We start from the raw sequence: 13820 nt of genomic DNA, 5'->3' as shown, positions 1-13820 counted from the left end.
TGCGGGCTTCCCATATACGGAAGCCCGACGCACCCACATAGATGAAGCTCTGCGAATCCGGGACGTCTCACTCCCCGGGTGCAGATCGATCGACGGTCCGGAGCCTGCCGTCGAAGTCACACAAGGCTGCGGATCGCTCGCGGTCTCTGTGGGCCGAACGGTCGAAGTGCCTGAGCAGACGGGGCTCGATCCGCGTGAGACGTCGAGGGGCGTCTCGGTGAGGTCCACCTTCTGATGCGTCAGTAGTCCCGCGCCATGTCCTGGAAGCGGGCGTAGTGTCCCTGGAAGGCGACGGTGATGTCCTTCGTCGGACCGTTTCGGTTCTTGGCGACGATGATGTCGGCCTCACCCGCCCGAGGCGTCTCCTTGTCGTAGACCTCCTCGCGGTGGAGCAGCAGCACCATGTCCGCGTCCTGCTCGATGGAGCCGGACTCACGCAGATCGGAGACCTGCGGACGCTTGTCGGTGCGCTGCTCAGACCCGCGGTTCAGCTGGGAGAGCGCGATGATCGGCACGTCGAGCTCCTTGGCCAGCAGCTTCAGGGTCCGGGAGAACTCCGAGACCTCCTGCTGTCGGGACTCCACACGTTTGCCCGAGCTGAGCAGCTGCAGGTAGTCCAGGACCACCATCTTCAGATTGTGGCGCTGCTTGAGCCGTCGGCACTTCGCGCGGATCTCCATCAGCGACATGTTCGGAGAGTCGTCGATGAACAGCGGCACGTCGTTGAGCTTGTCCCAGGTCACCGCGACCTTCTGCCACTCCTCGTCCTCGAAGTTCCCGTTGCGGAAGTTCTGGAACGGGATCCGCGACTCCGCGGCGAGCAGCCTCATCGCAATCTCATGCCGCCCCATCTCCAGGGAGAAGAACGCGGCGGTCATCCCGTGCTGGATCGCCGCCGAACGCGCGAAGTCCAGGGCGAGGGTGGACTTGCCCATGGCCGGACGCGCCGCGACGATGATCATCTGCCCGCCGCTGAACCCGTGGGTCAGGTCGTCCAGCTCACGGAAACCGGTGGGGATCCCGGTCAGGCCGCCGTCGTGGCTGGCGTTGGTCTCGATCTCGTCGATCGTCGCCGGCAGGATGTCGGCCAGGGACACGTAGTCCTCGGACTGTCGGTTCTCCGCGACGTTGTAGATCTCCGACTGCGCCTCGTTGACGATCCCGTCGACCTCACCGTCGGCGGTGTGGCCCAGCTGGACGATCTTCGTCCCGGCCTCCACCAGACGCCGCAGGATGGCCCGTTCGCGCACGATGTCGGCGTAGAACGACGCGTTCGCCGCCGTGGGCACCGACTGCGCCAGGTTGTGCAGGTAGGCGGGCCCGCCCACCCGCTGCAGCTCCTGCTTCTTCGTCAGGTGGTCGGAGATCGTGACCACGTCGGCCGGCTCCCCGCGGCCGTAGAGGTCCACGACTGCGTCGTAGATGAGCTCATGCGCCGGCCGGTAGAAGTCGGATCCGCGCAGCACCTCCACCACATCGGCGATGGCGTCCTTGGACAGCATCATGCCGCCGAGCACGGACTGCTCGGCGACGATGTCCTGCGGCGGCATGCGGGACTCGCCGCCCGGCCCGGCGTCGTACGCCTCCAGACTCACCTGCTCTCCCCTCAGGTCGGCTCGACTCTGCCCCTAGACTACGCCTTGTCGGTGACGTCCCGGCCCGCCGCCTGAGGCTCCGGCCGCCCCACCGTCCCACCACCGCCGGCCCGAGGAGGAACCTTGCGCTCACCGATCCCCGACTACCTGGACGAGGTCCTCGACGCCTGCTCCTCGGACCGCTCCGGGCACGTCGCAGACTACATCCCCGAGCTGGCCTCGGCGGACCCGGACGTCCACGCCCTGGCCATCAGCACCGTCGACGGCTCGGTCTATGACGTCGGAGGGCGGGACCATCAGTTCACCATCCAGTCGATCTGCAAGCCCTTCGTCTACGCCCTGGCCATCGACGACATCGGTCTGGACCGGGTGCTGGAGGCCGTCGGCGTCGAGCCCTCCGGCGAGGCCTTCAACGAGATGTCACTGGAGGGCGGTACGGGCCGTCCCTACAATCCGATGATCAACGCCGGCGCCATCGCCTCCCACCAGCTGGTGCGCACCGACGTCTGGGAGCCGGACCCGGCCTCCCCTTCTGAGGAGCACAGGACCGAAGGGGTCCGACGCCGTGTCGCCCGGGTCCTCGGCGGCCTCTCCGCCTTCGCCGCACGGGACCTGGACATCGACTATGACACCGCCGACGACGAGTTCGCCTCCGCGCACCGCAACATGGCTATCGCACACATGCTGCGCAACCACGACATCATCACCAATCCCCCGGCCGAAGCCGTCCGGGGCTACATCGACGTGTGCTCCGCACTGGTCACGGTCGGCGACATCGCCCTGATGGCCGCCACCCTGGCCAATTCGGGGACCAACCCGATCACCGGCGCACGGGTCGTCTCTCCCACCGCCGCCCGACAGACGCTGTCGGTGATGGCGACCTGCGGGATGTACGACGGATCCGGCCGCTGGCTGGCCCAGATCGGCATCCCGGCGAAGTCGGGCGTCTCCGGGGGGATCATCGGGGTCCTGCCGGGACAGGTGGGCCTGGCGAGCTTCTCCCCGCGGCTCGACGAGGTCGGCAACTCGGTGCAGGGCGTGCAGATGTTCCAGCGCCTCTCCGCCGACATGGGCCTGCACCTGATGAGCAACGAGCAGCCGTCGAACACGGCCGTGCGATGGATCGGCACGGTGGACGACACCACGATGCCGGCCACCGACGACGGCACCGTCGGCGACGGAGGCGACCCCGGGGATGCGGTCCTGCCCGACGACGGCGCTCCGCCCATGGGACTGCGGACGAAGGTCGTGCTGCAGGGAACCCTGCGGTTCTCCGGCGCCGAGCGCACGCTGCGCGCGGTGGTCGACGCCTGGGAGTCGGCCGAGCTGCTGGAGCAGATCGAGCTGAACCTCGCCCGGGTCGACTCCATCTCCGGGGCCGGCGTGCGGATGATCCGCGAGCTGGTCCGGCGCCTGGAGCGGGACGACCGGCAGGTCGTCGTCGTCGACCCGGACCGGCTCCTCACCGACTGAGCCGCCTCAGAGGCGCGCGGGGATCACGGCCCAGCCTCAGGCCGGGGACTGCTCCAGCTCGGCCCGACGGCGCACCAGCGACCGGTGGGTGGGCGCCTCCGGGGTGCCCTCCGGCGCCCGGGCGGCGACCTCCTTCCGCAGCACCGGCACCACCTGCTCGCCCAGGATCTCGATCTGCTCGAGCACGGTGTCCAGCGGCAGTCCGGCGTGGTCGATGAGGAAGAGCTGACGCTGGTAGTCCCCGGCGTAGTCCCGGAAGCTCAGCGTCTTCTCGATCACCTGTTCGGGGGAGCCGACGGTCAGCGGCGTCATCTCGGTGAACTCCTCCAGCGACGGACCGCCGCCGTAGACCGGGGCGCGGTCGAAGTACGGGCGGAACTCCCGCACGGCGTCCTGCGAGTTCGGGCGCATGAACACCTGACCTCCCAGCCCGACGATGGCCTGCTCGGGCGTGCCGTGCCCGTGCTCGGCGAAGCGCTGCCGGTACAGGTCCACCATCCGCCCGGTGTGCTCCCTGTTCCAGAAGATGTTGTTGTGGAAGAACCCGTCGCCGTAGTAGGCGGCCTGCTCGGCGATCTCCGGGGACCGGATGGAGCCGTGCCAGACGAAGGGCGGCACGTCGTCGAGCGGTCGGGGTGTCGCGGTGAAGCTCTGCAACGGCGTCCTGAAGCGGCCCTGCCAGTCGACGTCGGTCTCACGCCACAGCCGGTGCAGCAGGGCGTAGTTCTCCACAGCAAGGGGGATCCCGGCGCGGATGTCCTTGCCGAACCACGGATAGACGGGACCGGTGTTCCCGCGGCCCAGCGTGAGGTCGACCCGCCCCTCGGCCAGGTGCTGGACGTAGGCGTAGTCCTCGGCGATCCGCACCGGGTCGGTGGTGGTGATCAGCGTGGTCGCGGTGGAGAGCAGGAGCCGTTCGGTCTGTGCGGCGATGTGCGCCATGAGGATGGGCGGGTTCGCGGGAGCCACGAACGGCGGATTGTGGTGCTGGCCGACGGCGAAGACGTCGAGGCCCACCTCCTCGGCCTTCTTGGCTATGGCGACGGCGGCGCGGATGCGCTCGTGCTCGGTGGGAGTGCGCCCGGTGGTCGGGTCGGTGGTGACGTCCCCGATGCTGAAGATCCCGAACTGCATGTTCTTCTCCTGATGTCCACGGATCAGTCCGCCGGATGTCCGACCTGCCACTGATCCTTCAAATTTTGAATGTTGTAGGTCGTAACGTCCGTCGCGCCCATGCTATTCCCGACAGTCGTCGCTGGGCGCGCCACGATGGGCCACAACCTGTGGAACACCTGTGGAGAATGACAGGCGAGAGGTTGCTATACACCCAACATGAGGTGGACGGCAAGCAGGACGACGGACCGTCAGTCCGTTTGAAAAAAATTGAACTCACAGGTGTGTCGCTGCATCGCCGCAGGTCAACGCGGTCCCCGAAGAGAATAAGTGAGTGCCCCCACAGCTTGTCCCCACGTTTCCCACAGGACACGCCGTGAACTTCACACGTTATCCACAACCTTGGGGACGCGACTGATTGCCCCACGGGCCGAGGGGTCATATCGTAAGTCCTGGCCCTGTTCGCAGGGCGGGTATTGGCCGGTACTCTCTCCGGCGTGCATCCGCCCCTGGGGCTGACGGTGACGGCAGCTGACATGTCGTCATGCGGACAGCGGCGCAGGCGCCCGCTCCCGGTCATCCGCCGACCTCGCGGGCCCGCCGGAGGCGTCCAGGGACGCATCGGGCGGAACCTGCATCGGATCGCCGGGTGTTCGGCGAAGGGAAGGGAATCACGCCCGCCCCGCACGGGACGGTTCGTGATTCTGCTGAACACCCCGGCGATCCGGTCACGTCTGCCGACTCTGCGCCGCGTCCGCCCCGCCTCAGCCCTTCATGGGAGACCGCATCTCGGTCACCACATCTGCCAGCCACGTCGGGACGGTCGACCGCGCCTCCTCGGTGTCCGGGTAGCGGCAGCGCAGGTGGAGGCCCCGACCGTTGACCACGAACCAGATCATCACGCCGTCGGTGCGGATCACGGCGGAGACGTGCTGGGTGTCCAGCCTCTCGTCCACAGCGACGGGCAGGCGCCGCTGATCGAGCCACGACATCGCGAACATCCCCGGCGCCGCCGGCATCCCGCCATAGGGTCGCATGATCGGCGTCAGCGGCGTCGAGCCCAGCCGGATCGACTCCCTGACCGCACGATGCGCCGACTCCAACGACGGGTCGCCGTTCTCCAGGACGGCGTTGGTGATGAACCACCCCACCGAGTCGAACCAGCGCCGGTCCTCCCTGTTGTGCACGGGGAAGACTGCACGCAGCGGCTGCCCCGCACCGTCGAGGCTCAGCCGGGTGAGCGCGGAGATCGCGACGCTGAGCAGCCGCACCCCGTGGTCGGAGGCGTAGGCCTCCAACAGACCGAGCTCCTCGGCGTCGACGACGTCGCAGACCTGCATCACCTGATCCCGCGGGCTGCTCAGGTCGCCCAGGGGCAGCGGAAAGGTGGGCATCGCGTCCCCGCCGGCACGGAGGATCTCGCCCCAGCGGCTCACCACCTCGGACGGAGGATCTGTGCGCGCTTCGAGCATCGCCGTGTGTGCGGAGAACGGTTCGGCGGCGGGGAGGTCGCCACCGATGGAACTCCGACCGGCGACGACGTCGGCCAGGCAGGCGGTGAGGTCGCGGGCCAGCAGCAGGGACCAGGCGTCGACGTGGGAGTGGTCGGCCCCGACCACGATCTGCGGGGGCCGATCCGGGGCCTCGACCAGGCAGAGCCGGTGCGACGGGCGGGCGAAGGGTTCGCACACCTCGTCGAAGTGTCGCCGCAGGACCTCACGCACCTCGTCCGCCCCGACCTCCCCGTCGGTGAGCGGGAGCCAGTCGCCGGGGACGACGTCGACTTCGGTGAGGATGAGCTCGGCGTCCGGCCCGTCCCGGAGGAACACGGTCCGGAGGGTCTGGTGACGGGCGACGACGGCGCACCAGGCCTCGGCGATCTGCTGCCGGGTCGCGGACTCGGGCAGGCTCAGCGCCACCGCCATCCATGACCCGGGGCGCGGACCGAGTCCGACGTGGCGTGCCTGGTCGAAGGAGATCGTCAGCCGCTCCTCGGACGCGACAGGACCGTCCAGTGGGAGAGCGATGAACGGGAGGCTCGTGACCCGTCCGGCCCGGGTCCCCATCCTCGCCACGGAGGTCAGCCGCATACGCGTAGTCTAGGGGCGAGGACGACGACGTCACACCTGCCGTCTCATGTGCGGCTCGGAGAGGAGCACCCCTGTGGGGATGTACCAGGCGGACGGTGCCCAGCTGCACTGCCGGAGCGCCGGGGAGGGCCCCGCGGTGGTGCAGCTGCACGGGCTGACGTCCCACGCCCTGCGCGAGCGCGCCGCGGGACTCGACATGACCCAGGAGCTCCACGGGGTGCGCACCCTGCACATCGACGCACGGGCGCACGGGAGCTCCACCGGCCGACCGGTCCCCGAGGACTACGTGTGGCCTCAGCTGGCGGCCGATCTGCTGGGGCTGCTCGACGTCGTCGCCCCGGGCGAGCGTGTCGCCGCCGCCGGACCGTCCATGGGAGCGGCCACTCTGCTGTACGCGGCACTCGAGGACCCGGACCGGTTCACCTCGCTGACGCTGCTGGTCCCGCCGACCGCCTGGGAGACCCGGGCCGCACAGGCGAAGGACTATCGGCGGGCGGCGCGGATGGTGGAGGCACTGGGGGTCGCGGCCTTCGCCCGGCTGGGACGGCTGATGCCGCCTCCGCCGGCCCAGGCCGATCGCACCAAGGAGACCATGCCCTCGGTGTCCCGCGAGCTGCTGCCCTCGGTCTTCCGCGGGGCCGCCCTGACCGACCTGCCCGACCCGGAGCGTCTGCGCCGACTCGACGTCCCCTGTCAGCTGCTGGCCTGGACCGAGGACGCCGCCCACCCGCTCTCCACCGCGGAGGAGCTGCACCGCCTGCTGCCCGACTCCACCCTGGACGTCGCCGAGACCCCCGAGCAGCTGCGGTCCTGGCCCCGGCGCACCGCCGAGTTCATGGCGCGGCGCGGCGCAGGCGACCGTACCGGCCCGACGGGGCGGCGATCATGATGGACCCCCTGGAACTCCGGATCGCGGAGGCCCTCCAGTGCGATCCCCGAGCCAGCTGGCGTCGGGTGGCCGCCGCCCTCGGGGAGAACGAGCGGATGATCGCCAGACGGGGCGGCACGCTGCTGGCCCGCCGCAGCGTCGTGGTCGCCGGGGTGCGCACCACCGGGACGTCGATGCTGCTGAGGGGGACGTGCCATCCCGGCGCACGCGCCACAGCGGCCGAGTCCCTGGCCACGCGCCCCGAGGTCACGTTCAGCTACATGCTCGCCGGGGCCTACGACGTCGTCGCTGAGGTCTTCAGCCCCGCGACCGAGAGGCCCTACTCGCTCGACGCCTCCATCACCCCCGGCTTCGCCCACGCCGAGACGCTTCCGATCCTGCACTACTTCCGGACCATCCGGGGATGGCGGCTCGGCGTGCTCTCCGACTCCGAGCGCGGCGCCCTCTCGCTCGGAGATGAGGACACCATGCCCGTGACCCATCACCCGGAGGGCGGCTCGGAGATCGATGAGGCGATCATCGGCTCCCTCGTGGACGACGGCCGGACGAGCATCGACGAGCTCGCCCGCCGGGCAGGAACCTCACAGTCCACGGCACGTCGTCATCTCGATGCGCTGATCGCGGAGGATCGCCTGCATCTCCGCGCTCTGGTCGAACCCGAGCGCGCCGGTCTGCGGACCGAAGCGCTCCTGTGGCTGCGGGTCGCCCCGCATCGGGTCCCCCAGGTCGGCACGGCCATCGCCGCGGACCCCAAGGCCCGCTATGTGGCCGCCATCGCGGGCTCCTCACAGCTCGTCGCCGACATCACCGTCAGCGGCCCCCAGGCGCTCTACACCTACCTCGCAGAGTCGGAGTGGGCGCAGGACATCGATTCCGTCGAGGTCTCCGTCGTCGCGGGCGCCCGCAAACGCGGCGGTCAGCTCTTCGAGGCCCCGGGAGCCACGGTCGGCCATTCCGTGGCCTCGTCATAGGCCTGCGCCCGGCGCAGCAGCAGCGCGTCCCCGTAGTGCGGCGCGGACAGCTGCACCCCGGTGGGCAGCCCGGTCGCTGTGAACCCGGCGGGGACGGCCAGCGTCGGCAGGCCCGTCGCCGACAGGATCGTCGCCGAGGACATCCACCCCAGATACGTGGACATCGGCACGCCGGCGACCTCCGCGGGGTACCGATGCTCCACGGGGAAGGGGACGACCTGACACCCGGGGCTCAGGAGCAGGTCGCAGGAGTCGAACAGACGATCACACTCGTCCTGCAGCTGTGCTGAGAGCGCGTTCGCCCGAATGATCCGGGGGACGTCCAGTGCGAACCCCTCCTCGACGTTCCAGACAACCTCCTCCTTCACCTGCTCCGGCGAGGCGCGGACGAACTCCCCGTACGCCGCGGCGAAGTCGAAGGCGCGCGCCACATGGAAGACCTCCTGTGCCGCCGAGAGGTCGACGACGACCTCCTGGACCTCGGCCCCCAGCTCGGTGAGCACCGCGGCCGCACGATCCACGGCCTCGGACATCTCAGGCTGCAGAGGCATCTCGGTGCCGAAGGTCCGAGTCACTCCGACCCGCACCCCGCGCAGCGACGCCGGCCCGGACTCGGCGAACTCTTCACCGGACATCGACCGCAGACCGGGAAGGCCGTCGGCCGGGCCGCTGCATGCGGCCATGAACAGCCGGATGTCGCGCACGTTCCGCGCCATCGGTCCCTGCCGGCCCAGCCATGCCGACCGGTGGGCCTCCCCGTGCGAGGGGATGACGCCGAGCGAGGGGCGGAAGCCGTAGACGTTGCAGAACGAGGCGGGGATCCGCAGCGATCCCCCCATGTCGCTCCCCTCCCCGAGCGGCTGGATCCGCGCGGCGAGTGCGGCGGCGAGGCCTCCGGACGATCCTCCCGCGCTGACTGCCGTGTCGTACGGGTTCCGGGTCACCCCGAAGACCTCGTTGAACGTGTGGGAGCCGGCTCCGAACTCGGGAACGTTCGTCTTGCCGGTGGAGACCGCACCGGCGCGTCTCAGGCGCGCGATGATCCGGTCGTCGGTCTCGGGGACGTGGTCGGCGAACAGCGGAGAACCGAAGGTCGACCGCATCCCGGCGACCGCGTGGGTGTCCTTGTGCGTCATCGGCAGACCGTGGAGGAGCCCGAGGGAGTGTCCCGAGGCCCGGCGCTCGTCGGCCGCGGCGGCCTCGGTCAGTGCGCGCTCGGGATCCAGGGTCACCACCGCGTTGAGGGGCCCGTCGACGGCTGCGATGCGGTCGAGGTGGGCCTGGGTGAGCTCCCGCGAGGAGAGGTCGCCGGATCGCATCATGTCCACGAGCCTCACTGCCGAGAGTTCCAGGAGGTCGTGCCCGTCGGAAGCCGCTCCGGGTGTCATCGGTGTGTCCTCCTCACGCTCATCTCCTCACGCTCATCTCCTCACGCTCATCTCCGCACCGCGTCCGCGCGGCGCAGCGATTCGGCCAGGGCCCGTATCCCGTCGATCACGTCGTCGAGCTCCGTCCATTCCTCCGGGCAGTGGCTCCGGCCCCCGACGGAGGGGACGAAGAGCATGGCGGTCGGGCTGCGTGCGGCGATGAACGCGGCATCGTGCTCGGCGCCGCTGAAGAGTTCGGCGCGACTCAGGCCGAGGTCGTCGACGGCTCTGCGACACATCTCGGTCACGGAGCCGTCCAGGCGCCGCGGCGCCTGAGGCAGCCATTCCATCTCGACGGTCACGCCCCGTCCGGCGGACTCCTCCGCGGCGCAGGAGGCCAAGGTCTCCTCAGCCGTGCGCAGCCACTCGTCGTCGATGCTGCGGAACTCGCCGCGCATCTCGGCCGCCTCGGTCACCACGTTGACCGCGGCGGGCGTGAACGTGACACCGCCGGTCGTCCCCTTCGCCCCGTCGGGTCCCGACCGTGCGATCCGCTCCACCGCGAGCACCGTCCCCGCGGCCGCACAGCCCGCGTCGGCGCGGCGATCCATGCCGGTCGTCCCCGCGTGGTCCCGGCGTCCGCCGAAGAGCGCCCGAAAGCGCGAGATCCCGGTGATGGAGCTGACCAGACCTATCGACGTCCCGGCGTGCTCGAGCATCGGGCCCTGCTCGATGTGCAGCTCGATGAAGGCGTCGACCCTGTCCCAGGGCCAGGTGCTCGCCATCATCGTCGCGGGATCGATGCCGACGGCGGCGAGCGCGTCTCCGAAGCTCCGCCCCTCCTCGTCCAGGACGTCGAGCATCGCGGTGTCGAAGACGCCGGTCAGCGCTCGGGAGCCGACGCAGCTCAGCCCGAAGCGGTTGGGCTCCTCACCGAAGAAGTCGACGACGACCAGGTCGTGGTCCAGCCGGATGCCCGCCTCGTCGAAGGCTCTGACGACTTCGAGCGCACCGACGACTCCCACCATCCCGTCGAACCGTCCTCCGCTGGGAACGGTGTCGGTGTGCGAGCCGGTCATCAGCATCCGCCCGCCCCGGGCGCCTCGTCGGACCCCGATGACGTTTCCCGCGGGGTCGATGCGGGCGTCCAAGCCGACCTCACGCATACGAGCCAGGACCGACTCCCGCCCTGCGACGTCGGGCTCCGACAGGGCGGTGCGGGTCCATCCGGGCTGTGCCGAGTCGGTGAGCCGTGCGAGGGCGGCGAGATCCTCACGGACACGGTCGGCTGAAGGTGCGATCACACCGTCCACAGAAGCAGAGCGGCCCCCTCCTTGGGAACTCCTGGTGGATTTCTCCATTCTTCATGTCGTATTCCACCATCCCTTGCTCCCGCCAGGTGTGACTCAGAATACTTATCGGCACCACCCACTTCTCCGGCTCGATCATGGAAGGTTCGACTCTCATGGACCCTGCGACATCGACGGACATCTGGTCGGTCGCGCAGTCTCCGCTTCTGTGGATCTGTGCCCTGGCCGTGTTCGGCATCATCTGTCTCCAGTCCTGGATCTACGTCCGCGCGGCGAAGCGCGCCGGAGAGGGCGTCGGGATCAGCAGAGGTGATCTCAACCGCGCCTTCCGTTCGGGCGCCGTCGCCTCCGTCGGGCCGTCCCTGGCCGTGGTCCTCGTCGCGATCGCACTGCTGACCCTCTTCGGCACGCCGGCAGTGCTGATGCGCATCGGTCTGGTGGGATCGGCCGCCACCGAGACCGCCTCGGCGACCATCGCCGCGGACACCATGGGGGCCAGCCTGGGCGGACCGGAGTGGACCCAGCAGGTCTTCGTCGTCGCGTTCTTCGCCATGTGCCTCTCCGGTGCGGCATGGATGGTGATCACCCTGCTGTTCACCCCGCTGCTCAAGCGCGGCGGCAACAAGCTGTCGCGGGTGAACCCCGCCGCGATGACCATCATCCCCGGGGCCGCACTGCTGGCGGCCTTCATGGCCCTGACCGCGATGGAGCTGCCCAAGTCGTGGATCCACGTCATCGCTGTGCTGGTCTCCGGAGCTGTGATGGCCGTGCTGATGGCCATCGCCACGAAGCTGAACATCGGATGGCTCAAGGAATGGGCGCTGGGACTGGCCATCATCGTGGGGCTGTTCGTCACGTACTTCGTCCACCACGGCTGACCGCCGACGCTGACCACCACGGGCCCGCACTCAGAGGAGCGGAGATGACCACAGCACCCACCGCCGACCAGGCGATGCAGCAGTTCGAACACACCACCTCACGATGGGGTCGGCTCACCATGAGCGCCGTCCTCATCACCTCACTGGCCGCGCCGATCCTCCTGCTGATCCTCGGAGACTTCGGCGTCACCTTCAACCAGCTGCTCACCGCCTACCTGGCCGTAGCCGCGGTGTACCTGGTGCTGGCCATCGTGGAACCCATCACCTACTTCCCCATACTGGGCCAAGCGGCCATGTACCAGGCGTTCATGATCGGCAACATCGCGAACAAGCTGCTGCCGGCGGCGATCGTCGCCCAGAACCGGGTGGCCGTACGGCCGGGCAGCCGGCAGGGCGACCTGGTGGCGGTGATGGCCATCTGTGGTGCGGCAGTGGTGCACGTGGTCTCCCTGCTGCTCTTCGTCGGGATCTTCGGGACGTGGCTGTTGTCCGTCGTGCCCGAGCCCGTCATCGAGGTGGCTCAGCTCTACATCCTGCCGAGCATCCTGGGCGCCGTCGTCGTGCAGGCGCTGATCACGGTGAAGCAGGCGCGCAGCGCCCTGTTCGCGGCCGCGGCGAGCCTCTTCGTCGTCTTCGCACTGGTGCCGCTCGTGCCGGCGGTCGGCGCCTTCGGCGTCGCCATCGTGGTCCTGCTGACGATCCTCGCCTCATGGTTCCTGCGCAACAAGGCCCATGATGATCGTCTGAACCGCCCCGAGACCCCGGAAGCCGGGCAGGATTGAATCGACAGCAGCGGCCGATACGGGCCGTCGTCCCACCGAGGAGGAGACATGACTGAGACCGCCGCACCGTCCGCGATGGACCGCTTCGCCCTGGACGCCCAGGAGCAGCAGCAGATGGAGGAGCTCTACAAGGAGCTGCACGCCCACCCGGAGCTCTCCATGCAGGAGCATCGCACCGCCGAACGGCTGGAGGAGCTGCTGGAGGAGCTCGGGGTCGAGCACTTCCGCTGCGGCGGCACCGGCGTCGTCGGGATCCTTCGGAACGGAGACGGACCCACGATCGCATTCCGGGCGGACACCGACGGTCTGCCGATCGCCGAGGACACGGGACTGCCGTACGCCTCGCAGGCCCGGGGGACCCTCCCAGACGGCACCGATGTGCCGGTGATGCACGGCTGCGGTCACGACACCCACGTCACCTCACTGGTCACCGCCGCCCGTCTGCTGGTGCGGGAGAGGGACGCCTGGTCCGGCACCGTGGTCCTGATCTTCCAGCCCGGGGAGGAGACCAGCGCCGGGGCTCAGGCGATGGTCGACGACGGACTGTGGGACCGGGCTCCCCGGCCCGAGGCGGTGCTCGGCCAGCACGTGTGGCCGGACCGCGCCGGCACCGTGCAGCTGACCCTCGGACCCGCCATGGCGGCCGCCGACTCGCTGCGGGTCACGGTCTTCGGCGAACAGAGCCACGGTTCGCAGCCCCAGAGCGGAGTGGACCCCATCGTGCTGGGCGCCTCCGTGGTGATGCGCCTGCAGGGCATCGTGGCGCGGGAGATCAGCCCGCTGAAGTCCGCCGTGGTCACCGTGGGCACCTTCCACGCCGGGCTGAAGGAGAACATCATCCCCGACCGCGCCGAGTTCACGGTCAACATCCGATCCCTGGAGGACGACGTCCGCGAACAGGTCCTGGCCGCCGTGGAGCGGATCGTCCGGGCTGAGGCCGAGGCCTCGGGAGCGCCGGAGCCCACCATCGAGAAGATGTACGACTTCCCGGTCAACCACAACGATGAGGACGCCGCCCACCGGGTCCTGGACGCTCTGCAGGGCACCCTCGGCGAGGCGAACGCGACCCTCGGGCCCCCGCGCATGGGGTCGGAGGACTTCGGCCGGCTGGCCACCGCCATCGATGTGCCCTCGGTGTTCTGGTTCTTCGGCGGATTCGACCGCGCCGGTGACGATCTGCCGGTCAACCATTCCCCGTTCTTCGGCCCGGTCATCGAGCCGACGCTGACCACCGGAACCCGCGCCGCCCTGACGGGGATCCTCGAATGGGTCGGGCGGTGACCGTCCCGCCCCAGCCTCCACCACACCCTCCGAGGGTCGGAGCCCCGGGAGCTCCGCAGGGGTACGGTCCG

Annotated in this window: 11 protein-coding genes; 6 read left to right on the top strand and 5 right to left on the bottom strand. The window is 69.5% G+C overall.

Features of this window, described 5'->3' with window-relative positions; all coding sequences use genetic code 11:
• Positions 1-239 precede the first annotated feature (239 nt).
• Positions 240-1550, bottom strand: a complete 1311-nt coding sequence (gene dnaB / locus N7E59_RS10800; protein WP_261624947.1) for a replicative DNA helicase — start codon at positions 1548-1550, stop codon at positions 240-242.
• Between the two features lie 168 nt (positions 1551-1718).
• Between dnaB and glsA the strand changes: the two genes are divergently transcribed.
• Positions 1719-3068: a glutaminase A gene (gene glsA / locus N7E59_RS10795; RefSeq protein WP_261624940.1), complete on the top strand. Its 1350-nt coding sequence runs from the start codon at positions 1719-1721 to the stop codon at positions 3066-3068.
• 36 nt (positions 3069-3104) lie between these two features.
• Here glsA and N7E59_RS10790 read toward each other — a convergent pair whose 3' ends face one another.
• Both N7E59_RS10790 and N7E59_RS10785 read right to left on the bottom strand, forming a co-directional pair.
• Positions 3105-4202, bottom strand: a complete 1098-nt coding sequence (locus tag N7E59_RS10790) for an LLM class flavin-dependent oxidoreductase (RefSeq protein WP_261624939.1) — start codon at positions 4200-4202, stop codon at positions 3105-3107.
• Between the two features lie 743 nt (positions 4203-4945).
• Entirely contained in the window at positions 4946-6271 is a 1326-nt protein-coding gene (locus tag N7E59_RS10785; protein ID WP_261624938.1) for a peptide synthetase, read from the bottom strand.
• Between the two features lie 79 nt (positions 6272-6350).
• On the opposite strand from N7E59_RS10785, the gene N7E59_RS10780 reads away from it, so the two are divergent.
• A complete protein-coding gene (locus tag N7E59_RS10780) occupies positions 6351-7160 on the top strand; it encodes an alpha/beta fold hydrolase (RefSeq protein ID WP_261624946.1) in 810 nt (269 codons plus the stop codon).
• Positions 7157-8131, top strand: coding sequence for an AsnC family transcriptional regulator (locus tag N7E59_RS10775; protein WP_261624937.1), 975 nt, complete (start codon positions 7157-7159; stop codon positions 8129-8131). The genes N7E59_RS10780 and N7E59_RS10775 overlap by 4 nt, the downstream gene beginning before the upstream one ends.
• Here the strand turns inward: N7E59_RS10775 and N7E59_RS10770 are convergent.
• Positions 8077-9453 (bottom strand): amidase, encoded by a 1377-nt coding sequence (locus N7E59_RS10770; RefSeq protein WP_261624936.1) that lies wholly within the window; start codon positions 9451-9453, stop codon positions 8077-8079. The genes N7E59_RS10775 and N7E59_RS10770 overlap by 55 nt on opposite strands.
• Before the next feature lie 113 nt (positions 9454-9566).
• Positions 9567-10802, bottom strand: a complete 1236-nt coding sequence (locus tag N7E59_RS10765) for a M20 family metallo-hydrolase (protein WP_261624935.1) — start codon at positions 10800-10802, stop codon at positions 9567-9569.
• A 161-nt stretch (positions 10803-10963) separates the two neighbouring features.
• On the opposite strand from N7E59_RS10765, the gene N7E59_RS10760 reads away from it, so the two are divergent.
• From N7E59_RS10760 to N7E59_RS10750, 3 genes are read left to right on the top strand one after another with little or no spacing between them, the layout of a single operon-like run.
• A complete protein-coding gene (locus N7E59_RS10760; RefSeq protein ID WP_261624934.1) occupies positions 10964-11686 on the top strand; it encodes a DUF5058 family protein in 723 nt (240 codons plus the stop codon).
• 44 nt (positions 11687-11730) lie between these two features.
• Positions 11731-12468 carry a hypothetical protein gene (locus N7E59_RS10755; RefSeq protein WP_261624933.1) on the top strand — a complete coding sequence of 246 codons (738 nt, stop codon included), beginning with the start codon at positions 11731-11733 and terminating at the stop codon, positions 12466-12468.
• Between the two features lie 48 nt (positions 12469-12516).
• A complete protein-coding gene (locus N7E59_RS10750; RefSeq protein WP_261624932.1) occupies positions 12517-13749 on the top strand; it encodes an amidohydrolase in 1233 nt (410 codons plus the stop codon).
• The last annotated feature ends 71 nt before the right edge of the window (positions 13750-13820 follow it).

Origin of the sequence: Nesterenkonia marinintestina (genome assembly GCF_025420485.1) — a bacterium.
Taxonomy (GTDB): Bacteria; Actinomycetota; Actinomycetes; order Actinomycetales; family Micrococcaceae; genus Nesterenkonia; species Nesterenkonia marinintestina.
The sequence above is the reverse complement of the archived record's forward strand: the minus strand, read 5'-3'. Positions and strand labels throughout refer to the sequence as shown.